Genomic DNA, 22,588 nt, shown 5'->3' with positions numbered 1-22,588 from the left:
TCGTGACGGTTTCAGTTTTTCCGCTAGATTCATCGTGTCATCACGATGCCAGGCCGTCGCTTTTCGACGGATCGGACCGGACACGATCGATATCGTCGATGGTGCGGATGACGGTGACGCGTGCGGTGATGGTGGTGAGAAGCGCGATGATGATCATCGTCATCGCAATGCCGAAATAACCGCCAAGGCCGACGGAAAAGGAGCCAAAAAGCGCGCTTGCCTGGTCGCTCTGGGGGGTGGCGACGGTGCTCGACTGCCAGAAACCGGCGACGAGGAACACGGCGGCCGCCAGCGCACTGCCCGCCGCCGCGCCCTTGAGGCTGATCTTCAGGAAGTGTTTCTGGAATTCCCGCGCCACGAAGCTGCTCTCCGCGCCGACAAAATGCAGCACCTCGACAATGTGCCGGTTGCCGGAAAGCGCGCCGCGGGTTGCAAATACGACGGTCAGCACCATGGCGGTGAACACGAGAACGAGGACGCCAACGCCGATCATGACAGTGGTTCTTGCCATGGAAACGAGCCGGTCGACCCAGGTGCGATGGTCGTCTAGAAATGCCTGTGGAATCTCGGCCTTCAGCATATCCCGCATCGCCTGGAAATCGGGCGGATTGTTTTCATCGATGGTGATGACGACGAGACGCGGTATGGGAAGTTCGGAGAGATCGAGCCCGCTGCCGAGCCACGGCTCCAGCAGGCGTGATGTCGCCGCATCGTCAAGAATGGTGCCATCGCGGGTGCCGACGAAGGTGAGCGCCATATTGCGCGCCTTGTTCAGCGCTGCATTCATGTCCAGCCCGTCCTCGGGTTTGATCTGGATGGTGATCTCACGGGAAATCTGGCTCTGCCACGTGGCGGCGGTGGCGCGCACCATGGAAACGGCGCCGAGCGTGAGGCAGGCGAGAAAAGCCATGATGGCGATGACCACCATCAGCGCATTGCCCTGAATGTTGGAGGGCGGCAGAATGGGTGCCATCGGGCGGATGCGCATGGGCGGACGCTTCGGCTGCGCCGCTTCCGGCTTCAACGGTTTGCGGGTGATCTCATTCATAGATGTCGAGCCGCCCTTCGGTCAGGATCATCCGGCGCGCATCGATCTGGTCCATCAGGCCGAAGTCATGGGTGGCGATAACGACGGCGGTGCCCAGCCGGTTGAGTTCCAGAAACAGGTTGAGAAGGCGCTTGGCCATCGGCGGATCGACATTGCCGGTCGGCTCGTCGGCCAGCAATATTTCCGGCTGGTCCATCAGCGCGCGGGCAATGGCGGCGCGCTGCTTCTCGCCGCCGGAAAGGATCGCCGGCAGCACGTTGACACGCTCGCCGAGCCCAACCCATTTCAGAAGCTCGATCACGTCGTTGCGATAGGCGCTTTCTTCCTTGCCACGCACGCGCAGCGGCAGGGCGACATTCTCATAGGTCGTCAGATGATCAAGCAGCCGGAAATCCTGAAACACGATGCCGACGCGTCGGCGCAACATCGGCAGCTCGCTGCGCGGAATGCGTGACACATCGCGATTGAACATGCGGATATTGCCGCGGGTCGGCTGCAGCGACATCAGTAGCAGGCGCAGGAGCGTTGTCTTGCCGGCACCCGAGGGGCCGGTCAGAAACTGGAACGACCCTTTGGGAATATCGAAGGTCATGTCCCTCAGGATTTCGGGTCCCATGCCGTAACGCAACCCGACATTTTCGAAATGGATCAACGGACTTCCAGTCTCTTCGTTTCGTGGTGGTTCGCAAGCCGCTGGGATGAAGCCGGAGGGCGCGGTCTACCCCGGTTCGGGACGCCCGGCGAGCGGTTTTTGCGAAGCATTAACCATTTAAATTTAAAACTTGGCAGGATTCGTTGCAATGCCCAGTTTTGCGGGCCGGAAAACCTCACCCAAGGAATTCTATGGCTATGTTCCGTTCATCTCGCCGGCAAGCGGCATTCGATTTTGACCTCCTGATGCCGGAGACGCCGCTGCGCCGCACGGCGCGGGCGGCAAACCCGACAGTTGACGTGGTAGACGCGGAATTTGTCACCATCAAGGAAAACCGTCCACGCCAGCCCGGAAACGACAATCGCGGCGCGAGGCCCCTGGACGGTGCAAAACCACCTGTCACCATCGGTGTGCTCGGCCTCGCCTTCATCGGCTGGCTGGATCGCAGATTATCCCTCCTTTCGGCGGACGCTTATTCCGCGCTGGTGGCGGGGCTCGCCATTCTTGTTTTTGTCTGTTCAGGCGGCCTCTCGGTGGTGGTGCCGGAAAAGACCGCTATAGCAGCGTCGGTCAGCCCCCTCGCCATTTCCCATGTCACCGTGACGCCGCAGGAGGCGGGCGGTATGGATATCCTGCTCATCAATGGCATCGTGGAGAATAACGGCGGCAAGCTTGAAGAGGTGCCGGCCCTTCGCGCCGACCTTTTTGCCGCCAAGGGACAACTGGTGGCCAGCATGGTCATTGAACCGCCGGTTAAACAGATGCAGCCCGGTTTCAGCCACGGTTTTTCGGCAAAACTGCGCCATCCCGGTGGAAAAACGCCCGAGATCAAGCTTTCCTTCGTTGAGGCGGGTGCGTCCGGACGCTGACTGTGCTAACGCCTGTCTTCTATTTTTACTGAAAGGTAAAATCGGCAAGGCGCAGCACAGGAGTAAGAATGCCCGTCGTCCGTGGAAAAAACATCGAGCCGCTTTATACCGCCGAGCAGATTGCAGAGCGCAATCGCGACATGGCCAAGCACATTGCCAGCGGCCCGACCAAGGATCTGCTCGTCATTGCCGTGCTCAAGGGATCGTTCATTTTCGCGGCCGACCTTATCCGCGCGCTGCATGACAGTGGTCTTGCCCCCGAGGTCGAATTCATTACGCTGTCGAGCTATGGCACCGGCACGGTCTCGCAGGGCGTGAGGATCGTCAAGGATATCGACAGCGACGTGAAAGACCGCGACGTCCTGCTGATTGACGACATTCTCGAATCCGGCCGCACGCTGCGCTTCGCCAAGGAACTGCTTTACGAACGTGGCGCTCGCAACGTCACCATCGCCGTCCTTCTCGACAAGAAAGTCAAGCGCAAGGAAGATCTGGAAGCCGATTATGTCGGTTTCGAATGTCCTGATTATTTCGTGGTGGGTTACGGCATGGATGTCGCTTACGCGTTCCGCGAGCTGCCCTTCGTCGGCGTTGTCACCGGCGACGCCTGAGCAGTTTTCCCGTGCCGGAACGGCACAGCGAAGAGACGCCTCATTAACCATTCACCTAGCCAAAGCCTGGGTGTTTACCTCTTGAAAAGAGGAGCCTGCGATGTTGCTCACGGCTGGAAATGATGCCCAGGAGCAATGAGTAATGGCGAAGATTCTGATTACCGAAGACGAGGATGCGCTGCGTTCTTTCGTGGCGCGGGCGCTCCGTCTCGACGGTCACGAGACCCATGAGGCGGCAGACGGCGAGCAGGGCCTGGAAAAGCTTCAGGAAACCAGTTTCGATCTTCTTCTTTCGGATATCCGCATGCCGGTCATGGATGGCATCGAGCTGGCGCACCGCGCCGCCGAAAGCTTCCCGGCCATGCGTATTTTGTTGATGACCGGTTACGCCGAGCAGCGCGAACGGGCGGATGATCTGGCGACGAAGATCGTGGACGTGGTTTCCAAACCTTTTGCGCTTCCGGATATTCGCAAGGCCGTGGCGCGGGCGCTTGCGGCCTGAGTGGCAAGGGCGCAGAGATTTAAAGGGCGGCCGTCGGGCCGCCTTTTTTGTTGGTCAGCCCCCTGGCTCAGCGCAGTTCCCTACCTCCGTCATTCCGGCCTTGAGCCGGAATCCAGCCAGCCCAAGTCCTTGGGCTGAAAGAACTCTTTCCGCCGCGCAGACGCGCGTCTGCTGGATGCCGGATCAAGTCCGGCATGACGGAAACTCTAGCTTCTGAAAAAGGATGTAACGAGGCGCACCATTACCTGTGCGGACCCTCACCTGATATCCAGCAGCCGCTCGAGATAACGCCGTTCCACCTCACCCGGCGGATTGTTGCCGAGCTTTTCGCGGATGGCATCAAGAATCTCGCGGGCGCGTTGCACGTCTATTTCGTCAGGCACCTTCACCTGATCGCCAAAGTCAGGGCCGGTGGTGCTGCGCGGACGGCCGAGCGGATCGCGGCCGTTCTGGCCGCCTTGACCGGCCATGCCTTCCTGCCCCTGACCAGGCTGCTGGCCCTGCTGGCGCATGGCCTGCATGATCTGGCCCATCATGTCCTGTGCGCCCTGGCGCAGCGCATTCAGCGCATTGCCCTGGCCCTCGACGGCCTGCTCACCCTGGCTCTTGCCCAACGCCTCACCGGCACCCTGCATTTCCTGCTGCGCCTTGCCGAAATTTTCGCCCGGCTCCATGCCGAGATCGCGAAGTCCCTGCTGCAATTCGCCGAGCTGCTTGCCGAGGGCATCCTGCTGGGCCCGCAGGTTTTTCAGCGCTTCGCGCAATTGCTCGGCGGTCATCTGGTCAGTCTGCTGCTGTCCGCCCTGTTGGCCATTCTCACCCTGTTGGCCTTGCTGGCCCTGAGGCGGTTGCTGGCCGTTTTCGCCCATCTGCTGGTCGTCGCTTTCGCCGCCCTGCTGCGGATCACCGCGCTGCATCCGGTCGCGCAATGCCTGATCCAGCTTGAAGGTTTCGTCCATCAGCTTCTGTTGCTGCTGCAGGATTTCGCCAAGCTTGTCGATCTGCTGGCGCATCTTGCTGCTCTGCTGCTGGCCTTGCTGCCCCTGACGCTGCGGTCGGCCGGCTTGCAGATTGTTCATCATGCGCTGCAATTGCGAGAGCATTTCCTGCGCGGCATCGCGGTTTCCGGAACGGGCGAGATTCTCGATCTGGTTCATCATGTTTTCCAGATCGCGTTGGCGCAGCACGTTCTGTGCCTGTTGGTTCATGTTGGCTTGCGGCGCATTCTGCATGCGTTGCGCAAGCTCGCTCATGAACTGCTGCATCGCCTCGCGCAGCTCCTGCATGAGCTTGGCCACTTCTTCATCGGAGGCATTGCGCTGAAGCGCCTCGGAAAGGGCGGTCTGTGCATCGCGCAGGCGCCTTTCCGCCTGCGAAAGATCACCATCCTCGATGCCCAGTGCGATCTCCCAGAGGTAATCCGCCGTGTCCTTCAGCATCTCCTCATTATAGGCGAGCCGCATGCGGGTCTGCGCCGATTGCAGCAGGAGATAATGCGTCGTGTTGGGAATGGTCTCTTGCGGACGCATTCCAACCGCCTCGTTATAGGCGATCGCCTTCGGCATCTGGCGTGTGTCGAGCGAAAAAATCTGCCGCTGTTCGGCAATGGAAGCGGCCAGCGGTTCGGAAAAATTGCGGCCCGGCAGCACCATTTCATGCGGAGGGCTGCGGCCGGTCTGGCCTGCACCGTCAGTCGCCACCAGTGTAATACGCACGCGTTTCCCGGCCATCGGATGTTCGGTCAGGTTGCGGCTGGTCAGCCCCTTGATCTCGCGATTGTTCTGCCGCGGCAGATCGAGCTTGAATTCCGGCGACGGGTAAAGCGCTGTCGCGCCTTCGGCAACGCCGATAGGCTCAATAATTGCGTGAGCTTCCTTCAACCCGTAATCATCCTTGGCGGTGAAGCCGATTTCCAGCGCGCCGTTGACGGCGCGGCGCGGCATGTTGTCGAAGGCAATGCTGGGCGGCTGGTCCGGGATGACATTGAACAACCATTGCTCACCATTGGCGGTTATCATGCCGCTTTCGGTGACATCCATCGCGAAGGTGCGCGGTGCCAAGGGCTGATCCGCCAAAGGAGCCTGCGCCGGAACCGCGACATCACCGCTCGCGCTGTCGGCCCGGGTTGTCTCGGGAGCGAGCTTTTGCAGGGCGCCCGCCATTTCCGGTTCGAAGGTCACTTCTTCGCCGCCATCACCACCGGTCATGCGGATCGTCAGCCTGGAGGACTGCGGCACGGAAACCGCGTCGCGGTTGGTCGCGTCACGCCCAGTCAGGAAAATCGGTGCACGGCCGGTATAAGAGGGCGGCGTAACCCAGGCGTCCAGTCGAATATCGGGATTGAGCGGACCCACGGTCGGTTGGCTGCGGAAGGCATCGGCAATCGTGCCTGCGCCGTTGGAAAAGGAAAAACCGAAGGCAGCGGCCAGAAGAAGGGCGGGAACGGCGCGTAGGGCGAGACGGTCATAACGGGCGATATCGGGCTTCGGCAGACCGGCATTCAGTGCGGCGATACGCTCCGCCATGCGGATCTGGTGTTCCTTCCAGAGCGTTCTGGAAAAAGGCGTGTCGAAGGCCGGTTCGTCTTCCTGTACTCCAACAGGTTGGTGTGCAAGACCGTTGCGATCTTCGAGAAGGCGGGAAGCGTCGTTGTCAGTCGGCCATTTCAGCCGCGCGATCGGCAGGAGAGTGGCAATGAAGGCGAACACGAGCACGAAAACGACGCCGAGCCGCAGAAAATCCGGCATGTGCCGGTAAAGGCCGAACCAGGCAAGCACCAGAAACAGAGCGGCAATAGAGAGCGGCCATAGCGTTTTCGGGGCGATCTTCTCCGAAAGCAGAACGATTTTTGCGAAGAAACGCTTGGCGGCAACCCGGCGGGCAAGGTCCGGCCGCTGCACGAATGCGCCAGTGGAGCGCTTTCTGCCTGTCCTGTCCTCTCCGGCTGTGGTCATCAATCCGTTCTCCCGGTTCTGGCCACGTCAACGCCATTCCCGGAACGGCGAGTTCTCCATATCACAGAGGCAAGGATAACATTCTTTATGGCGAAGACGAGGGCAGCCAAGCCCTCACCCCCATTTTTTAGGCAGCTTCGCTCAATTGTGATCGGCTGCAAGCGGATCAGTCGAGCCAGGCGGGCACGGAATCGAGGGCGATCAGCTCTTCATACGTGCCGCGGGGGCGGATGACATGGAATTTGTCACCCTTGACCAGCACTTCCGGCACCAGCAGGCGGGAATTATAGGTTCCTGCCTGCACCGCACCATAGGCGCCAGCGGAACTGACGGCGATGAGATCGCCCGGTTGCGGTGCGGCCATCTCACGGTCCAGCGCCAGATAATCGCCGGTTTCGCAGACCGGGCCGACGATATCGGCCTTGATGCGCGGCGTATCCCCTGCCGGTTGCACCACCGGGCGGATGCCGTGATAGGCCTCATATAGCGTCGGACGGATGAGGTCGTTCATCGCGCCGTCAACGATTACAAAGGTCTTTTCGCCGCCATCCTTCACATAGATGACTTCCGTTACCAGAATGCCGGCATTACCGACGATCAGACGGCCGGGCTCGGTGACGATCTTGCAGTCGAGGCTCTTCAACTCGTTCTTGACGATATGCGCATAGGCATCCGGCAAAGGCGGCGGATTGTTGTCGTCGCGGTAGGGAATGCCGAGTCCGCCGCCAATATCGACATGGCTGATGGTGTGGCCATCGGTTCGCAGGGCCTCGACGAGTTCGCGCAGCAACCGGAAGGCATCCTCGAACGGCTGCAATTCGGTGATCTGGCTGCCGATATGCATGTCGATGCCGGTCACTTCGATGCCGGGCAGCGTTGAGGCACGGGCATAGACCGCGCGAGCGCGCTCATAGGAAATGCCGAACTTGTTTTCTTTCTTGCCGGTGGAAATCTTGGCGTGGGTGCGCGCATCCACATCAGGGTTGATGCGGAAGGAGACATGCGCCCGCTTGCCCGCCTTGATGGCGCGCAGATTGAGGACTTCCAGCTCTGGCTCGGATTCGATGTTGAAACAATAAATGCCCACATCCAGCGCATAATCCATTTCCGCAACCGTCTTGCCGACGCCGGAGAACATGATGCGGTTTGCCGGCACGCCAGCAGCCAGAGCGCGACGCAATTCACCGCCGGAGACGACGTCGATGCCAGCGCCGAGCTTTGCCAGCGTCTTCAGCACCGCCTGGTTGGAATTGGCCTTCATGGCATAACAGACCATGGCGTCCACATCGGCAAACGCACCTGAGAACACCTTGTAGTGGCGCTCCAGGGTTGCGGTCGAATAGACGTAGAAGGGCGTGCCGACCGCCTTGGCGATCTCGGGCACGGGCACGTTTTCGGCGTGCAGCACGCCGTCGATATAGCCAAAATGGTTCACGGCTTTTTACCCGTCAGAGAAGCTTGTCGAGAATGAAGGGCCGTTCCGCCGTTGCCGGCTTCGGCTCACTGCCATCGGCGGCGCGCTTGTTGCGCATTTCGACCGGCGTGCTCGGCGGATCGATGTCGCCCTTGCGCCCGCAGGCGCTGAGAGCGAGGCTTACGGCAAGCGTCATGCCGATGGGAACGATGAGTTTGCGCACGGATTTTGAAAGCATGGGCCTGTCCAAAGGAAATATGTGCTTCTCTGATAACGAAAAACAGGGCGCTTGTGCACCCTGTTTCTTGTGATCGCAGCGTAACGCAGATTTATCAGTTGCGTCCGCGCCACCAGGCGATCTGCTTGCGTACCTCCGAAGGAGCCGTGCCGCCGAAGCTTGTGCGACTAGCGACCGATGCTTCCACCGAAAGAACATCGAAAACGCTATCGGTGATGCCGGGGTGGATCGCCTGCAACTCCTCCAGCGAAAGATCGGCGAGATCGCAGCCTTTCTTTTCCGCCAGCGCCACGGCATTGCCGGTCACATGGTGGGCATCGCGGAAGGGCAGACCTGCTTCTCGCACCAGCCAGTCGGCCAGATCTGTCGCGGTGGAATAACCTGAACCCGCCGCTGCGCGCATGCGGTCCTTGCGTACTTCGAGGTCGCGGATCATGCCGGTCATGGCGGCGATCGCCAGTTCCAGGCTTTCGGCGGCGTCGAAAACCTGTTCCTTGTCTTCCTGCATGTCCTTGGAATAGGCGAGCGGCAGACCCTTCATCACGGTGAGGAGAGCGATCAGCGAGCCGTTGATGCGGCCGGTCTTGGCGCGCACCAGCTCAGCGGCATCAGGGTTCTTCTTCTGCGGCATGATCGACGAGCCTGTGGAAAAGGCGTCCGACAGCCGGATGAAACCAAATTGCGGCGTCGACCAGATGACGATCTCTTCGGCAAGACGCGACAGATGCGTGGCGCAGATGGAGGCGATCGACAGGAATTCCAGCGCGAAATCGCGGTCGGACACAGTGTCGATGGAGTTGCGGGTCGGCTCGCGGAAACCGAGCGCCTTGGCCGTCATGTGGCGATCAATCGGATAGCCGGTGCCGGCAAGGGCGGCCGCACCAATCGGGCTTTCGTCCATGTGCTCGATGGCGTGGCGTACGCGGGCGCGGTCACGGCCGAACATTTCCACATAGGCCATGCAATGATGGCCGAATGTGACAGGCTGCGCCGTCTGCAAATGCGTGAAGCCGGGCATCACCGTATCGGCGTTTTCCTCGGCGCGGTCGAGGAAGGCGGCGATGAGCGCCGTCAGCATACCTTCGGTTTTCTGCAATTCTTCCTTGACCCACAGGCGGAAATCGAGCGCCACCTGGTCGTTGCGCGAGCGGGCGGTATGGAGGCGGCCGGCGGCCGGGCCGATGAGGGTGGCAAGCCGCGCTTCGATATTCATGTGAATATCTTCGAGCTTGCGGGAGAATTCGAAGCTGCCGGATTCGATCTCTGACAGGATCGTGTTCAAGCCTTCGGTGATCTTGTCTTTATCTTCAGGCGAAATAATGCCTTTAGATGCCAGCATGGCGGCATGCGCCATAGAGCCGCGGATATCCTGGGCGTAAAGTTTCTTGTCGAAGCCGATGGAGGCATTTATCTCTTCCATGATGGCAGATGGCCCGGAAGCGAAACGCCCGCCCCACATCTGGTTGGAGGATTTCTGATCTGTGCCGTCAGCCATATGTCGTGCCCTGGAGTATTCGATGACAGAAAAAAGGCCGTTTAGGCTTCCTTCCGCCAAGTTGGTTGCAATTGCTGCCGTTGCCGGTGTGCTCGCCGGTGCTGGCGCGGTCTGGTTCAGGCATATTGGGTCTGAGAGCCCGGTTCAAGGGGCAGCGGCGGCAGACGGCGGTTTATGTGAGGGTGCGGCAAGCCGCATCGACTCGCTGAAACCGTTTCTGAAGGGGCAGGTGGCCGCCATGTCGGCGGCGGACAGGCCGCGTGTCGTCCCGCTGTCCTTCAAGGGACCGGAGGCTAAGGACATGACGCTCGCCGATCTCAAGGGCAAGGCGGTTCTTCTCAATCTCTGGGCCACATGGTGCGTGCCTTGCCGGGAGGAGATGCCGGCTCTGAACGCGCTGGAGAAGGAAAAAGGTGGCGACAAGTTCGAAGTCGTGGCCGTCAATATCGATGTCGGCGCGGATGAAAAACCGAAAGCCTTCATGGATGAATACAAAATCGACGCGCTGAAACATTACCGCGATAGTTCCATGGGCGTCTTCAACGTTCTGAAAAAGGAAGGTCTCGCTTTCGGCCTGCCGGCCACCCTGCTGCTGGATGAAAACGGCTGTCTTCTCGCAGCGATGAACGGGCCGGCGGCGTGGGATAGCGAAGATGCCAAGGCGTTGGTGACGGCCGCAACATCCAGGTAGCTTTGAGTTTTCGGCTTGGGGGAGAGATATTTCCTCTCCCTCAGCACAAGGTCGATTTTTACCGCGTCGGAACCGGCGTCTCGCCGCGGTAATCATAAAAACCGCGGCCGGACTTGCGGCCGAGCCAGCCGGCTTCGACATATTTGACCAGCAGCGGGCAAGGGCGGTATTTGCTGTCGGACAGGCCGTCATGCAGCACCTGCATGATCGACAAACAGGTATCGAGGCCTATGAAGTCTGCGAGCTGCAGCGGACCCATCGGGTGGTTCGCGCCGAGGCGCATGGCGGTGTCGATGGCTTCCACGGAGCCAACGCCCTCATAAAGCGTATAGATTGCCTCGTTGATCATCGGCAGAAGGATGCGGTTGACGATGAAGGCTGGGAAATCTTCGGCGACGGTGATCGCCTTTTCGAGCGTCCGCACATAGTCCTTGGCCGCATCGAAGGTCTTTTCATTGGTGGCGATGCCGCGCACCAGTTCCACCAGTTTCATGACCGGCACCGGGTTCATGAAGTGGATGCCCATGAACTGTTCGGGACGGTCGGTGGCAGAGGCAAGCCGGGTGATGGAAAGTGAAGACGTGTTGGTGGCGAGAAGCGCCTCCGGCTTCAGGACCGGGCAGATCTGCGCATAGATCTTGCGCTTGATCTCTTCGTTCTCGGTGGCAGCCTCGATGACGAGGTCCATGGGTGCCAGATCGTTGACATCGGTCGAACCGCTGATGAGCGCCAGGGCCTGCTTGCGGGCCTCGTCGGAAAGCTTGCCGTTGGTGACCTGGCGCGCGAGATTGCCGTTGATGGTGGCAAGGCCGGCCTCGATGCCGTCTTTGGAAAGATCGTAGATATGAACCCTGTAGCCGGCAACCGCAGAGACATGTGCGATGCCGCACCCCATCTGACCGGCTCCGATGACACCGATGTTCTTAAAGGGGGCGGTCATATGCTGTTCTCCCATGTGCTGCATGTGCAAATTCGCTGGCGATGTTACGCATATCGCCGAAAAAGAGAAGGCGGCGCGTTCAAAAAACGCGCCGCCTTCATCATCTATTTGAAATCAGAGAGCCTTTTGCAGTTCCGGCAATGCCTCGAAGAGGTCCGCCACAAGGCCGTAATCGGCAACCTGGAAGATCGGCGCTTCTTCGTCCTTGTTGATGGCGACGATGACCTTGCTGTCCTTCATGCCGGCCAGATGCTGGATGGCACCGGAAATGCCCGCCGCGATGTAAAGCTGTGGGGCGACGACCTTGCCGGTCTGGCCCACCTGCCAGTCATTCGGCGCATAGCCGGCATCGACGGCAGCGCGCGATGCACCAACGGCAGCACCGAGCTTGTCGGCGACAGGAAGGATGACTTCCTTGAATTTTTCCGAAGAACCGAGAGCACGGCCACCCGAGATGATGATCTTGGCGGAGGTCAGTTCCGGACGGTCGGACGAGGCCAGTGCATCAGAAACGAAAGAGGAGACGCCGGGGTTTTCAGCGGCGGCGATCGTCTCGACCGCTGCCGAACCGCCTTCTGCCGCTGCCGCAAAGGCCGTCGGGCGAACGGTGATGACCTTCTTGCCATCGGTTGCCTGAACGGTCTGGATGGCATTACCGGCATAGATCGGGCGCTTGAAGGTATCCGGGCTGACAACTTCGATGATTTCCGAGACCTGAGCCACGTCGAGAAGCGCAGCAACACGCGGCGTGACGTTCTTTGCCGAGGCGGTCGCAGGAGCGATGATGACGTCATAGGACGGGGCAAGCGAAACGATCAGCGCCGCCAGCGGTTCCGCCAGCTGGTTTGCATAGGATGCATCGTCGGCAAGCAGCACCTTGGAAACACCGGAAAGTTTTGCTGCGGCGTCGGCAGCGCCCCTGGCGCCGGATCCGGCGACCAGCACATGGACGTCGCCGCCAATCTGAGTTGCCGCCGTCAGGGTCTTTGCCGTCAGGTCGGAAAGGGTTGCGTTGTCGTGTTCTGCCAGAAGAAGAATGGCCATGAGAATATCTCCCTTTTCCGAAACCTTAGAGGACGCCGTCGGCTTTGAGCTTTTCGACCAGCTCGGCAACCGAGCCCACCTTGATGCCGGCCTTGCGGCCCGCCGGCTCTTCGGTCTTCAACACCTTCAGGCGCGGCGAAACATCGACGCCGAAATCGGCCGGAGCCTTCTTGTCGAGCGGCTTCTTTTTCGCCTTCATGATGTTCGGCAGCGAGGCATAACGCGGCTCGTTCAAACGAAGATCGGTGGTGACGACAGCGGGAAGCTTCAGTTCCACCGTCTGCAGGCCGCCATCGACTTCGCGGGTCACCGCAACCTTGCCGTCGGCAGGCACGACCTTTGAGGCGAAGGTGCCCTGGCCCCAGCCGAGGAGGGCTGCCAGCATCTGGCCGGTCTGGTTCGAATCGTCGTCAATCGCCTGCTTGCCGACAATGACGAGACCGGGCTGCTCAGCCTCGGCCACGCCCTTCAGGAGCTTGGCGACGGCGAGCGGCTCGACCGTTTCATCGGTCTCGATCAGGATGGCGCGATCGGCACCCATCGCAAGCGCGGTGCGCAGCGTTTCTTCCGCCTTGGCAGGTCCAATGGAGACGACGACGACTTCTTCAGCCTTGCCGGCTTCCTTCAGGCGAAGGGCCTCTTCCACCGAGATTTCGTCGAACGGGTTCATCGACATCTTCACATTGGCAAGCTCAACGCCAGAACCATCCGCCTTCACGCGGATCTTCACGTTGTAATCGACGACTCGTTTAACGGGGACAAGGATTTTCATCGGCGGCTTTCCTCAAACTCCTGTCCGCTTGGCAGTGCCGAGCGGACCTCCAAAAACAGGTTGGCGACATGGATAAGCATTTTTCCCGCAATTACAACGGAGCAATCTTCATTATCGCATGCACACAAGGCATATCTTACGTTGACGTTAACGTAAATACTCTATCTCTGACGTGACGTCTCATCTACCCCCGTCATAGCCGCGTTCGATTTGCGACAACCCCGCCGTTTGCGACGTATTTTTGAACTGTGCCGCCCTCGGCGGGACAATGGTGCGATCAAACAGGGGAACGCCCCGTCTGCGCATGAAAATTACCATGATGGCGCCCGCCAAGATGCCGCCGACATGCGCGCCCCAGGAGACATTCTCTTCCAGCCCGAGCGCCAGCATCAGGAACTGCTGGCCGATCCATAACGCCAGGGGGATGAAGGCGGGAAGGGGAAGCGGAATGCGCATGAGGACCAGCACCCAGACGCGCACTTTTGGATGCAGCAGGAAATAGGCCGCGACGACGCCGGAAACCGCACCCGAGGCACCGATCAGTGGTCCTTCCGAGGTGGGTGCGACGAAACCGTGAAACAGCGCGCCGGCGATGGCACAGGCGAGATAGAAGATCAGGAAACGAAAATGGCCGAGCGCATCCTCGACATTGTCGCCGAAGACCCAGAGAAACAGCATGTTGCCGGCTAGATGCCAGAAATCGAGATGAAGAAAGGCATAGGTGATGGCGGTGAGGTCATCAGGCACGACCTGCAGGGCGGGTTCCAGATAGGCGTAATCGAACACCACGGCGGGAATGAAGCCGAGGCCGAGGGCAGCGGCATTGGCTTCGGTGTCGCTGGCCAGCACGCCGGTAAACAGCCAGACCAGCACGTTGACCACGATCAGGCCGATGGTGACATATTGCAGCCGGATATGCTTGAGGGAATTCGCATCGTGCAGCGGTATGAACATCGAACGCCCTTTGGTTGCGTCGTTGAAACGCCTTAGCGGTTCTTGCCCGGAACCCACAATATGTCGGCCTTGCCGGCATCATTGGCGAAACGGGCCGCGACAAACAGGAAGTCGGAGAGGCGATTGGCATATTTGATGGCGGCCGGGCTGACGATCTCATTCTCGGTGACGGAAAGCTCCACCATCAGCCTTTCTGCGCGCCGGCAAACCGTGCGTGCCAAATGCAGATTTGCCGCCGCGGCGCTGCCGCCCGGCAGCACGAAGGACGTCAACGGTTCGAGGGTGGCGTTGAGGTCGTCGATTTCGCTTTCCAGCCGTGTGACCTGGCTTTCGACTATACGCAACGGTTCGTAAGGCAGCGGTTCGCCATCGTCAGGCGTGGCAAGATCGGCGCCGAGGTCGAAAAGATCGTTCTGGATGCGGAAAAGCATGGCATCCAGCTTTTCCAGCCCAGCCGTGTGAAGCCGCGCGACACCGATGGCCGAATTGGTCTCGTCCACCGTGCCATAGGCTTCGACGCGCAGATCGTGCTTCGGTCGGCGCGGGCCGGAAACCAGCGCCGTCGTGCCCTTGTCGCCGGTGCGGGTGTAGATTTTGTTCAGTTTCACCATGTCAGCGGCCGCCTCCGGTGAGCCAGAGGGTGAGCATGATCAGAGCGATGGCAATGGCCTGCAGAAGCAGGCGAAGCTGCATCAGCTTGTTGGACCGGTTGGCGTCCTGTCCCTTCAGCATGTTGAAGAGGCCGCGTATCAACACGATGACGACAAGCCCCATGACGATAAGGGCCAGAACGGTGGTGAAGCCGGACATGCGGTATTACTCCTCCTCAATCGAATCTGCGCAGCAGACGATAGAAAAGTCCGGCAGGCAAGAGCCGTTTCAGCATAAGCCCCTGTTTGGCCGGAACGGTAACGGGATAATGTGGTTTCGGCCTTGCAGCCGTCAGGGCGTGTTTCAGCACGGCATAAACGGCATCCGGGCCGAGCTTGTGACGGTTGACGGGGCCGGAACCATCCATACGCGCCAGCTGGCGTTTATATTCTGCGGCATGGGCCGAGTTTTCGAGATCGATATGCTCATTGATATGAGCAAGCGCCGTCGTAGTGAATTTCGACGTGATCGGGCCGGGTTCGATCAGACTGACATGGATACCGCTGTCCTGAAGCTCCATGCGCAGGGTGACGCCCAGCCCCTCAAGCGCGAATTTCGAAGCGGTGTAGGCGCCGCGATAGCGATAGGGCACGAGCCCGAGAATGGACGAGCAATGCACGATGCGGCCCGCACCACGCGCCCGCATAAAGGGAATGACCCGCCGCGTCAGATCGTGCCAGCCGAAGATATTGGTTTCGAACTGGGCTCTCAGCGCTTCGACTGGCAGGTCCTCCACCGCGCCCGGCTGGCCATAGGCGCCATTGTTGAAAAGCGCATCGATGCGGCCGCCGGTGCGGGCGGCGACGGTGTCCACCAGCGCGGCGATGGTTTCGGACTTTGTGTAATCCATGATCAGGGTTTCTATGCCCTGATTTTCGAGGGCTGCCATGTCAGCGATGCGCCGCACGGTGGCAAAGACCCGCCAGCCGTCCCGGTGGAGCGCGCCGGCGCAATAGGCGCCGATCCCCGAGGAACATCCGGTGATGATGATGACGGGTTTTTCAGACATTTGCCGCTCCGGGAAACCGACTGTCGCTCTGGTCCGATTACCCGGCCCGTTAAAATCCAATCGCGCGAAATCCGTGTCCTTCGGGAACCGAAAGGTCAGCTTGCGCGCTGTACAAAACGAAGCTGATTTCCCATATTCGGGGCGAAGTTACAAATAAAATGCCGATGAATGGAGGCGACATGGTTGCCGCAGTGCGCCTGGCAGGCAAGGTTGCCTTCGATGCCTATTCCCATTTCGCCGAGGATGACGGCTGGGCGATGGCGAGCCACATGGCGCTGTCCATCCTGCTCGCGCTGTTTCCGTTCCTGATCTTCGGCACGGCGCTAGCCGGTTTTCTGGGCGCCGACCAGTTCTCAGAAACGGCGGTGCATCTGATTTTCGACACCTGGCCGGAAGCGATTGCCGGTCCGCTGGCAGCTCAGGTGCAGCAGGTTCTCACCATCCCGCGCGGCGGCCTGCTGACGATTTCGGTGCTGGCGGCCGCATACTTTGCCTCGAATGGCGTCGAGGCGCTGCGCATTTCGCTGAACCGCGCCTATCGCGTCACGGAAACGCGCTGGTGGTATGTGACCCGGCTGCTCAGCCTGCTTTATGTCCTGATTGCCGTTGTGGTCTTTGCCGGCATCAGCACCGTGCTCGTCGCCGTGCCGGTCGCCATGTCCTTCGCCGAACGGCGGTTTCCGTGGCTGACGGATGTGCTGAACACCATCTCCAGCCTCGGCCTTTATGGCACCATCGTGGTGCTGACGGCGGGGCTGGTGGCGGCGCATCTGTGGCTACCCGCAGGCAAGCGCCGCATCTGGGATGTCTGGCCGGGTATTTTGCTGACGATGATATTCTGGGTCATCGGCGCGGCTATCTTCGCCTATTATCTCTCCACCTTCGCCAATTATGCCGCCACCTATGCCGGTCTCGCCTCCGTCATGGTGGTTCTGGTGTTCCTTTATATGGTCGGCGTCATCTTCATGCTCGGCGCGGAGGTGAATGCCGCGTTGATGAAATACAAGGTCCGGCAGATCATCCGCCGTAACATCGGCGGCAATGGCGCGCGCCGCGGGCAGGCGCTAGAGGAGGCCGACAAGCCGGCGGATATCTGAGGGCGTCGCTCCTTCGGCGCGAAGGGCGGAAAGCCCGGTACTGCCTTCGCTTTTCGAAAGCTTGCGCCCGTCCGTGCCCAAAATCAGTCGGTGATGATGATAAGCGGGCTGCGGTAGGTCCAGCAGCTGCTGCAGCAGCCGCTGGATGGCGGTGGCATGGAAGAGATCCATGCCGCGCACCACATGGGTGATCCCCTGCAGTGCATCGTCAACCACAACGGAAAGATGATAGCTCGAAGGCGCGTCGGAACGCGACAGCACCACATCGCCCCAGAGCGCGGGCAGGGCCTCGATCTGGCCCGTCACCCCGTCGCCGCTCTCCTGCCAGAACAGTGGGGTATGGGCGGCGCGGATCGCCTTGTCCATGTCGAGCCGCCAGGCGTGTTGCCGGCCGGATGCGAGCAGGGCCGCCCGTTCCGCCTTCGGCCTCTCGCGGTCGACGGACGGATAGAGCGGCGCTCCGTCAGGATCGCGCGGCCATGTCCCGCCTTCCGCTTCGAAGGCACCGACAATGGCCCTGGTTTCGCCACGGCTGAGAAAGGCGGGATAGGCAAGATCCTCCTCGATCAGCCTGTGCAGCGCCATCCGGTACTCATCGAAATGCTCCGATTGTCGCCGCACTGGCTCTTCCCAAGAGAGTTCCAGCCAGCCGAGATCATCATAGATCGCCTGCTCCAGCTGCGGCGTGCAGCGCGTCTGGTCTATATCCTCTATACGCAGCAGAAAGCGGCCGCCATTGTTCAGCGCCATGTCATGGTTCAGGAATGCGGAAAGCGCATGGCCGAGATGCAGCGGGCCGTTGGGGCTTGGTGCGAAACGGTAAACCGGTTTTTGACGGATGGATGAAGGCATGGTTTCTTCTGCCATGTTTTAATGCACCCCGCCAGCGGGTGCGGCATATGGAATGACCGACATGAAAATCATCACCGGGATGGATGACATCAGCGAAGGGCTGGAGCATCTCGCCCGCCTCGACCCCGCACTTGCCCCTGTCATTGAGATAGCCGGTCCGCTGGAACTGCGCATCCACGAGCCCGGCTTTGCCGGCCTTGCTCATATCGTCGTCTCGCAGATGGTGTCGCGCGCCAGCGCCACTGCCATATGGGCGCGTATTCTCACCGGGACGGGCGGCGCGGTCACGGCGGAAAATTATCTCGGCGCACCGGAGGAATTGCGGGCTACTTTCGGCCTTTCGTGCGCCAAGGCGACGACGCTGGAAGGACTGGCTCGCGCCGTTACCGAAGGGCAGATCGACCTTGACGGCGTGGTGCGCAAGGAGGGGAGTGCAGCCCTTTCTGAACTCGTGGCGCTTCGTGGCATAGGCCCATGGACGGCCGAGGTCTATCTGATGTTCTGCGGAGGCCATCCGGATATTTTTCCCGTTGGCGATGTGGCGCTGAGATCAGCGGTGGCACATGCGCTCGATCTGGAGATAAGGCCGGAAGCGAAATGGCTCGCGGAACGCGCGACACTCTGGTCGCCATGGCGCTCCGTCGCCGCCCGGCTTTTCTGGGGTTATTACGCCAACATCATGCGGCGCGCGATGGTGCCACTGCCCTGAGCGGGTCAAAAATCGGCAATCCGATAGGGCAGGGCGCCGCGTGAAAGATGATCGAAATGCAGCTTGCGTTTCAGCGGCGGCACGGCGCGCTGCACGCAATCCACCCTTTCGCACACCCGACAGGAAATGCCGATCGGTTTGAAGGAAGCCGCATTGCCGAGATCGAGCGTGTCGGCGTAGACGAAATTCTGCGCATGGGAAATCTCGCAGCCGAGTGCGATGGCGTAACGCGGTCTTTCCGTATTGAAACCGGCGCCGGCCTTTTCGATCTGGGTGGCGATGGAAAGATAGCGCACGCCGTCAGGTGTTTCCGCCAGCTGCCGCACGATCCTGTCGGAGCTTTCGAAAGCCTGATGGATATTCCACAGCGGACAGGCCGCGCCAAACCGGGCAAATTGCAGCCGCGTGGCGCTGTGGCGTTTAGTGATGTTGCCGGCGCGGTCGATCTTGGCGAAAAAGATCGGTACGCCCTTCATGCCCGGGCGCTGCAGGGTGCTCAGACGGTGGGCCACCTGCTCAAGGCTCGCGCCGAAACGCACGGCGAGAAGTTCGAGATCATGGCGCAGTTCCTGTGCCGCCCGGTGAAATTGCCCATAGGGCAGGATGAGCGCTGCGGCAAAATAATTGTGCAGTCCGATGCGACAGATTTCGGCCGCTTCCGTGTTGCGGAAACCGGCGCCGGCCAGCACCCTGTCCACCGTCGGGCCGGCGTGAAGCTGGGCGATCTGCAACGCGAGCTGAAAACAGCGGGTGGATGCGGCCATGTAGGAACTGAGGGCGAGCGTTTTGCCGACAGGATCGAAATGCCGGATCAGCCCGCCTGCCGCCGCGGTTCTTGTGATATGGATGCCGTAACGGTTCCTGAGATGCGCTGACAGAATGCTGTCGGTCTCGCCTCCCTCGATCTCCAGTTCCTGCGCCAGCTCCTCGGCCAGAAGATCAATCTCGGCAACGTAATTGTCGACGAAGTGAAAGAAATCGCGGACCTCCTCATAGGGGGTTCTTTCAACCTGTGCGGTGCCGCGGCCCAGGCGGTCATCCAGTTGCACTAGCTGTTCGCTGTTCTGGCGATAGGCCTGATGGGCCCGCAGCAGCGCATGGGCAAAACCAGGTGCGTTCTGGGCAATCAGCTTCAACTCCTGAAGCCCCGGTTCATAATTCATGAACAGCGGGTCCTTCAGCGCCTCGCGCAGGGCTGAAACCAGCCGGTCGCTTTCGCCTGTCGCCAGTTCCGCCATGTCGAGCTGGAATTTTTCCACCAGCGTCACCAGAACGCTGGCCGAAACGGGGCGCTGGTTGTTTTCGATCTGGTTCAGATAGCTCGCGGAGATGCCCAGCCGTTCGGCAAATTGCGCCTGCGTGGCGCGGGCATTTTCGCGAAGGCCGCGCACCTTGCGGCCGATGAAGAGTTTTTCCGTCGCCATGTTGCAACTTTGCAAAATTAAATATTGCAAATATTTATGGCACGCATACGCGCACGATCAAGGCTTCTGGCAGAGTATTTTCTGGGTTATTGATCGTGGCATAACGCATGGAGGATACATGCCCGGCATTCTGGAGCAGTTGGAAACGCGGCGGGAAGAGGCTCGGCTCGGTGGCGGCGTCAAGCGCATCGAGGCGCAGCACGCAAAGGGCAAGCTGACGGCGCGCGAGCGCATCGACGTGCTCTTGGATCAGGGTTCCTTCGAAGAATACGACATGTATGTCACCCACCGGGCGGTGGATTTCGGCATGGCGGGTCAGAAGATCGCGGGCGACGGCGTCGTGACCGGGTGGGGCACCATCAATGGCCGGCAGGTCTATGTGTTTTCCCAGGATTTCACCGTGCTCGGCGGTTCGCTATCCGAGACCCATGCGCAGAAAATCTGCAAGATCATGGATATGGCGGTGCGTAACGGCGCGCCTGTTATCGGCCTCAACGACAGTGGCGGCGCGCGTATTCAGGAAGGCGTGGCCTCGCTTGGCGGTTATGCCGATGTCTTCAAGCGTAATGTCGTCGCCTCCGGCGTCGTGCCACAGATCTCCGTCATCATGGGGCCATGTGCGGGCGGTGCGGTTTATTCGCCTGCCATGACCGATTTCATCTTCATGGTGCGTGACACCTCCTACATGTTCGTGACGGGGCCGGATGTGGTGAAGACGGTGACGAACGAGATTGTCACGGCCGAAGAACTGGGCGGGGCCTCCACCCATACCAAAAAATCGTCCGTTGCCGATGGCGCTTACGAAAACGACATCGAGACGCTGGAACATGTGCGGCTGCTCTTTGATTTCCTGCCGCTCAACAATCGCGAAAAGCCGCCGGTGCGGCCGTTCCACGACGATCCGGCGCGCCTGGAAGCGCGGCTCGATACGCTGATCCCCGACAGTTCCAACAAGCCCTATGATATGAAGGAGCTGATCCACGCGCTGGCCGACGAGGGCGATTTCTTCGAATTGCAGGAGGCCTTTGCCCGAAACATCATCACCGGCTTCATCCGTCTCGAAGGCCAGACGGTCGGCGTCGTCGCCAACCAGCCGATGGTGCTGGCCGGCTGCCTCGATATCGACAGTTCGCGCAAGGCCGCCCGCTTCGTGCGCTTCTGCGACGCCTTCAACATTCCGTTGCTGACGCTGGTGGATGTGCCGGGTTTCCTGCCAGGCACGGCCCAGGAATATGGCGGCGTCATCAAGCACGGCGCAAAACTTCTCTTCGCCTATTCGGAGGCGACAGTGCCGATGGTGACGCTGATCACCCGCAAGGCCTATGGCGGGGCTTACGACGTGATGGCCTCCAAACATATCGGGGCGGACGTCAACTACGCCTGGCCAACGGCCGAAATTGCCGTGATGGGTGCCAAGGGCGCGGCGGAAATCCTCTATCGTTCGGAGCTTGCCGATCCCGAGAAGATCGCTGCGCGCACAAGAGAGTATGAGGAGCGTTTCGCCAATCCCTTCGTCGCGGCGGAGCGCGGATTTATCGATGAGGTCATCATGCCGCATTCCTCGCGCCGCCGCATCGCCCGCGCGTTTGCGTCGCTGCGCAACAAGAGCGTGGAAACCCGCTGGAAGAAACACGACACCATTCCGCTCTGATCTGCTGAAGGGCTGGAAAAATGCTTCGGCCACCTTACTATATGGATGTTCAGGCGCCCGGATGTCCGGATGTCCTCTTGAAACGCACAAGGACACATTTTCATGGCCGAAAAATCCTCAGCAGATAATTTCCCCGCCGGGTATGAAGTGCCCAAGGTCTGGACCTGGGACAGGGGCAATGGCGGCCAGTTCGCCAATATCAACCGGCCGGTCGCCGGTCCCACCCATGAAAAGGAACTTCCCGTCGGAAAGCATCCGCTGCAGCTTTATTCGCTGGCGACGCCGAATGGCCAGAAGGTCACCATCATGCTGGAAGAATTGCTTGCTGCCGGCCACAAGGGCGCCGAATACGATGCCTGGCTGATCAAGATCGGCGAAGGCGACCAGTTCGGTTCCGGTTTCGTCGGCGTCAATCCGAATTCAAAGATCCCGGCGCTGATGGATCATTCGACGCCTGAGCCGACGCGCGTTTTCGAAAGCGGCTCCATCCTCGTTTACCTCGCTGAAAAATTCGGCGCCTTCCTGCCGAGGGAGGGCAATGCCCGCACGCAGGCGCTGAACTGGCTGTTCTGGCAGATGGGCTCCGCCCCCTTCCTTGGCGGTGGTTTCGGCCATTTTTATGCCTATGCGCCGATCAAGATCAAATACGCCATCGATCGTTACGCCATGGAAGTCAAACGCCAGCTCGACGTGCTGGATCGCCATCTCGCCGAAAACCGTTATCTCGCCGGTTCGGAATACACGATTGCCGACATGGCGGTGTGGCCGTGGTATGGCAAGATCGCGCTTGGCCAGGCATATGGCGATGCGGGTGCTTTCCTTGAAGCAGACGGTTATAAGAACGTCATGCGCTGGACGCTGGAAATCGGCGAACGCCCTGCTGTAAAACGCGGCGTGATCGTCAACAAGACCTCCGGCGATCCGTCTGAACAATTACATGAACGCCACGATGCCTCCGACTTCGACACGAAGACACAGGACAAGATCGGCAAGGCGTAACAGATACAAGAA

Annotated in this window: 23 protein-coding genes; 8 read left to right on the top strand and 15 right to left on the bottom strand. The window is 60.2% G+C overall.

What is annotated here, in order from left to right:
- Nucleotides 1-40 precede the first annotated feature (40 nt).
- Together DOU54_RS24600 and ftsE are read right to left on the bottom strand one after the other, a co-directional pair.
- Entirely contained in the window at nucleotides 41-1,048 is a 1,008-nt protein-coding gene (locus DOU54_RS24600) for a cell division protein FtsX (RefSeq protein ID WP_113731985.1), read from the bottom strand.
- Nucleotides 1,041-1,700, bottom strand: coding sequence for a cell division ATP-binding protein FtsE (gene ftsE / locus DOU54_RS24595; RefSeq protein ID WP_004445648.1), 660 nt, complete (start codon nucleotides 1,698-1,700; stop codon nucleotides 1,041-1,043). The genes DOU54_RS24600 and ftsE overlap by 8 nt, the downstream gene beginning before the upstream one ends.
- 197 nt (nucleotides 1,701-1,897) lie before the next feature.
- On the opposite strand from ftsE, the gene DOU54_RS24590 reads away from it, so the two are divergent.
- The 3 genes from DOU54_RS24590 to DOU54_RS24580 all read left to right on the top strand — a co-directional run bounded on the left by DOU54_RS24590 (nucleotide 1,898) and on the right by DOU54_RS24580 (nucleotide 3,682).
- A complete protein-coding gene (locus tag DOU54_RS24590; RefSeq protein ID WP_113731984.1) occupies nucleotides 1,898-2,569 on the top strand; it encodes a DUF3426 domain-containing protein in 672 nt (223 codons plus the stop codon).
- Between the two features lie 68 nt (nucleotides 2,570-2,637).
- Nucleotides 2,638-3,180 (top strand): hypoxanthine phosphoribosyltransferase, encoded by a 543-nt coding sequence (hpt, locus tag DOU54_RS24585; protein ID WP_004445644.1) that lies wholly within the window; start codon nucleotides 2,638-2,640, stop codon nucleotides 3,178-3,180.
- A 142-nt stretch (nucleotides 3,181-3,322) separates the two neighbouring features.
- Entirely contained in the window at nucleotides 3,323-3,682 is a 360-nt protein-coding gene (locus DOU54_RS24580) for a response regulator (protein WP_004445642.1), read from the top strand.
- Between the two features lie 257 nt (nucleotides 3,683-3,939).
- Here DOU54_RS24580 and DOU54_RS24575 read toward each other — a convergent pair whose 3' ends face one another.
- The 4 genes from DOU54_RS24575 to argH all read right to left on the bottom strand — a co-directional run bounded on the left by DOU54_RS24575 (nucleotide 3,940) and on the right by argH (nucleotide 9,783).
- Complete coding sequence (locus DOU54_RS24575; RefSeq protein ID WP_113731983.1) at nucleotides 3,940-6,636, bottom strand: TIGR02302 family protein; 2,697 nt, start codon at nucleotides 6,634-6,636, stop codon at nucleotides 3,940-3,942.
- A gap of 166 nt (nucleotides 6,637-6,802) precedes the next feature.
- The gene (gene lysA, locus DOU54_RS24570; RefSeq protein WP_113731982.1) at nucleotides 6,803-8,071 is read right to left on the bottom strand and encodes a diaminopimelate decarboxylase; all 1,269 of its coding nucleotides are present in this window, start codon (nucleotides 8,069-8,071) and stop codon (nucleotides 6,803-6,805) included.
- A 13-nt stretch (nucleotides 8,072-8,084) separates the two neighbouring features.
- Nucleotides 8,085-8,288, bottom strand: coding sequence for an LPS translocon maturation chaperone LptM (gene lptM / locus DOU54_RS24565; protein ID WP_004445637.1), 204 nt, complete (start codon nucleotides 8,286-8,288; stop codon nucleotides 8,085-8,087).
- Nucleotides 8,289-8,382: 94 nt separating this feature from the next.
- On the bottom strand, nucleotides 8,383-9,783 hold the full coding sequence (argH, locus tag DOU54_RS24560; RefSeq protein ID WP_006697718.1) for an argininosuccinate lyase: 1,401 nt from the start codon (nucleotides 9,781-9,783) through the stop codon (nucleotides 8,383-8,385).
- A 22-nt stretch (nucleotides 9,784-9,805) separates the two neighbouring features.
- Here argH and tlpA point away from each other — a divergent pair, with 22 nt between their 5' ends.
- Nucleotides 9,806-10,474, top strand: coding sequence for a thiol:disulfide interchange protein TlpA (gene tlpA, locus DOU54_RS24555; protein ID WP_113731981.1), 669 nt, complete (start codon nucleotides 9,806-9,808; stop codon nucleotides 10,472-10,474).
- 58 nt (nucleotides 10,475-10,532) lie between these two features.
- On the opposite strand, the gene DOU54_RS24550 is transcribed toward tlpA, so the two are convergent.
- The 7 genes from DOU54_RS24550 to DOU54_RS24520 form a co-directional block, all read right to left on the bottom strand.
- On the bottom strand, nucleotides 10,533-11,414 hold the full coding sequence (locus tag DOU54_RS24550; protein ID WP_004445632.1) for a 3-hydroxybutyryl-CoA dehydrogenase: 882 nt from the start codon (nucleotides 11,412-11,414) through the stop codon (nucleotides 10,533-10,535).
- A 114-nt stretch (nucleotides 11,415-11,528) separates the two neighbouring features.
- Nucleotides 11,529-12,458, bottom strand: coding sequence for an electron transfer flavoprotein subunit alpha/FixB family protein (locus DOU54_RS24545; RefSeq protein WP_006697715.1), 930 nt, complete (start codon nucleotides 12,456-12,458; stop codon nucleotides 11,529-11,531).
- 25 nt (nucleotides 12,459-12,483) lie between these two features.
- Nucleotides 12,484-13,230, bottom strand: coding sequence for an electron transfer flavoprotein subunit beta/FixA family protein (locus tag DOU54_RS24540; RefSeq protein ID WP_022563006.1), 747 nt, complete (start codon nucleotides 13,228-13,230; stop codon nucleotides 12,484-12,486).
- A 180-nt stretch (nucleotides 13,231-13,410) separates the two neighbouring features.
- Nucleotides 13,411-14,184 (bottom strand): rhomboid family intramembrane serine protease, encoded by a 774-nt coding sequence (locus DOU54_RS24535; protein WP_004445626.1) that lies wholly within the window; start codon nucleotides 14,182-14,184, stop codon nucleotides 13,411-13,413.
- Between the two features lie 32 nt (nucleotides 14,185-14,216).
- Complete coding sequence (locus DOU54_RS24530; protein WP_022563004.1) at nucleotides 14,217-14,795, bottom strand: cob(I)yrinic acid a,c-diamide adenosyltransferase; 579 nt, start codon at nucleotides 14,793-14,795, stop codon at nucleotides 14,217-14,219.
- Between the two features lies 1 nt (nucleotide 14,796).
- Nucleotides 14,797-14,994: a twin transmembrane helix small protein gene (locus DOU54_RS24525; protein ID WP_004445622.1), complete on the bottom strand. Its 198-nt coding sequence runs from the start codon at nucleotides 14,992-14,994 to the stop codon at nucleotides 14,797-14,799.
- Nucleotides 14,995-15,010: 16 nt separating this feature from the next.
- Nucleotides 15,011-15,844, bottom strand: coding sequence for an SDR family oxidoreductase (locus tag DOU54_RS24520; RefSeq protein ID WP_113731980.1), 834 nt, complete (start codon nucleotides 15,842-15,844; stop codon nucleotides 15,011-15,013).
- A 179-nt stretch (nucleotides 15,845-16,023) separates the two neighbouring features.
- Between DOU54_RS24520 and DOU54_RS24515 the strand changes: the two genes are divergently transcribed.
- Nucleotides 16,024-16,941, top strand: a complete 918-nt coding sequence (locus DOU54_RS24515) for a YihY/virulence factor BrkB family protein (protein ID WP_004445618.1) — start codon at nucleotides 16,024-16,026, stop codon at nucleotides 16,939-16,941.
- Here DOU54_RS24515 and gluQRS read toward each other — a convergent pair.
- Nucleotides 16,909-17,808, bottom strand: coding sequence for a tRNA glutamyl-Q(34) synthetase GluQRS (gene gluQRS / locus DOU54_RS24510; protein ID WP_113731979.1), 900 nt, complete (start codon nucleotides 17,806-17,808; stop codon nucleotides 16,909-16,911). The two genes, DOU54_RS24515 and gluQRS, sit on opposite strands and share 33 nt — an antisense overlap.
- A gap of 37 nt (nucleotides 17,809-17,845) precedes the next feature.
- Here gluQRS and DOU54_RS24505 point away from each other — a divergent pair, with 37 nt between their 5' ends.
- Complete coding sequence (locus tag DOU54_RS24505; protein WP_193603455.1) at nucleotides 17,846-18,502, top strand: DNA-3-methyladenine glycosylase family protein; 657 nt, start codon at nucleotides 17,846-17,848, stop codon at nucleotides 18,500-18,502.
- A gap of 5 nt (nucleotides 18,503-18,507) precedes the next feature.
- Here the strand turns inward: DOU54_RS24505 and DOU54_RS24500 are convergent, their stop codons facing one another.
- Nucleotides 18,508-19,926 carry a helix-turn-helix domain-containing protein gene (locus DOU54_RS24500; protein WP_113731978.1) on the bottom strand — a complete coding sequence of 473 codons (1,419 nt, stop codon included), beginning with the start codon at nucleotides 19,924-19,926 and terminating at the stop codon, nucleotides 18,508-18,510.
- 118 nt (nucleotides 19,927-20,044) lie between these two features.
- On the opposite strand from DOU54_RS24500, the gene DOU54_RS24495 reads away from it, so the two are divergent.
- Complete coding sequence (locus DOU54_RS24495; RefSeq protein ID WP_113731977.1) at nucleotides 20,045-21,577, top strand: acyl-CoA carboxylase subunit beta; 1,533 nt, start codon at nucleotides 20,045-20,047, stop codon at nucleotides 21,575-21,577.
- Between the two features lie 102 nt (nucleotides 21,578-21,679).
- Nucleotides 21,680-22,576, top strand: a complete 897-nt coding sequence (yghU, locus tag DOU54_RS24490) for a glutathione-dependent disulfide-bond oxidoreductase (protein WP_113731976.1) — start codon at nucleotides 21,680-21,682, stop codon at nucleotides 22,574-22,576.
- Nucleotides 22,577-22,588 lie beyond the last annotated feature (12 nt).

Source organism: Agrobacterium sp. MS2 (assembly GCF_003261015.1).
GTDB classification, from domain to species: domain Bacteria; phylum Pseudomonadota; class Alphaproteobacteria; order Rhizobiales; family Rhizobiaceae; genus Agrobacterium; species Agrobacterium pusense.
The sequence above is the reverse complement of the archived record's forward strand: the minus strand, read 5'-3'. Positions and strand labels throughout refer to the sequence as shown.

What these genes read in the sequence shown, in the direction of transcription:
- DOU54_RS24550 (WP_004445632.1), bottom strand. Translation starts at nt 11,414, where the DNA reads ATGACCGCCCCCTTTAAGAACATCGGTGTCATCGGAGCCGGTCAGATG.
- hpt (WP_004445644.1), top strand. Translation starts at nt 2,638, where the DNA reads ATGCCCGTCGTCCGTGGAAAAAACATCGAGCCGCTTTATACCGCCGAG.
- tlpA (WP_113731981.1), top strand. Translation starts at nt 9,806, where the DNA reads ATGACAGAAAAAAGGCCGTTTAGGCTTCCTTCCGCCAAGTTGGTTGCA.
- DOU54_RS24495 (WP_113731977.1), top strand. Translation starts at nt 20,045, where the DNA reads ATGCCCGGCATTCTGGAGCAGTTGGAAACGCGGCGGGAAGAGGCTCGG.
- lptM (WP_004445637.1), bottom strand. Translation starts at nt 8,288, where the DNA reads ATGCTTTCAAAATCCGTGCGCAAACTCATCGTTCCCATCGGCATGACG.
- DOU54_RS24600 (WP_113731985.1), bottom strand. Translation starts at nt 1,048, where the DNA reads ATGAATGAGATCACCCGCAAACCGTTGAAGCCGGAAGCGGCGCAGCCG.
- DOU54_RS24525 (WP_004445622.1), bottom strand. Translation starts at nt 14,994, where the DNA reads ATGTCCGGCTTCACCACCGTTCTGGCCCTTATCGTCATGGGGCTTGTC.
- yghU (WP_113731976.1), top strand. Translation starts at nt 21,680, where the DNA reads ATGGCCGAAAAATCCTCAGCAGATAATTTCCCCGCCGGGTATGAAGTG.
- DOU54_RS24535 (WP_004445626.1), bottom strand. Translation starts at nt 14,184, where the DNA reads ATGTTCATACCGCTGCACGATGCGAATTCCCTCAAGCATATCCGGCTG.
- argH (WP_006697718.1), bottom strand. Translation starts at nt 9,783, where the DNA reads ATGGCTGACGGCACAGATCAGAAATCCTCCAACCAGATGTGGGGCGGG.
- DOU54_RS24520 (WP_113731980.1), bottom strand. Translation starts at nt 15,844, where the DNA reads ATGTCTGAAAAACCCGTCATCATCATCACCGGATGTTCCTCGGGGATC.
- DOU54_RS24530 (WP_022563004.1), bottom strand. Translation starts at nt 14,795, where the DNA reads ATGGTGAAACTGAACAAAATCTACACCCGCACCGGCGACAAGGGCACG.
- gluQRS (WP_113731979.1), bottom strand. Translation starts at nt 17,808, where the DNA reads ATGGCAGAAGAAACCATGCCTTCATCCATCCGTCAAAAACCGGTTTAC.
- DOU54_RS24515 (WP_004445618.1), top strand. Translation starts at nt 16,024, where the DNA reads ATGGTTGCCGCAGTGCGCCTGGCAGGCAAGGTTGCCTTCGATGCCTAT.
- DOU54_RS24545 (WP_006697715.1), bottom strand. Translation starts at nt 12,458, where the DNA reads ATGGCCATTCTTCTTCTGGCAGAACACGACAACGCAACCCTTTCCGAC.
- DOU54_RS24540 (WP_022563006.1), bottom strand. Translation starts at nt 13,230, where the DNA reads ATGAAAATCCTTGTCCCCGTTAAACGAGTCGTCGATTACAACGTGAAG.
- DOU54_RS24590 (WP_113731984.1), top strand. Translation starts at nt 1,898, where the DNA reads ATGTTCCGTTCATCTCGCCGGCAAGCGGCATTCGATTTTGACCTCCTG.
- DOU54_RS24580 (WP_004445642.1), top strand. Translation starts at nt 3,323, where the DNA reads ATGGCGAAGATTCTGATTACCGAAGACGAGGATGCGCTGCGTTCTTTC.
- DOU54_RS24505 (WP_193603455.1), top strand. Translation starts at nt 17,846, where the DNA reads ATGACCGACATGAAAATCATCACCGGGATGGATGACATCAGCGAAGGG.
- DOU54_RS24500 (WP_113731978.1), bottom strand. Translation starts at nt 19,926, where the DNA reads ATGGCGACGGAAAAACTCTTCATCGGCCGCAAGGTGCGCGGCCTTCGC.
- DOU54_RS24575 (WP_113731983.1), bottom strand. Translation starts at nt 6,636, where the DNA reads ATGACCACAGCCGGAGAGGACAGGACAGGCAGAAAGCGCTCCACTGGC.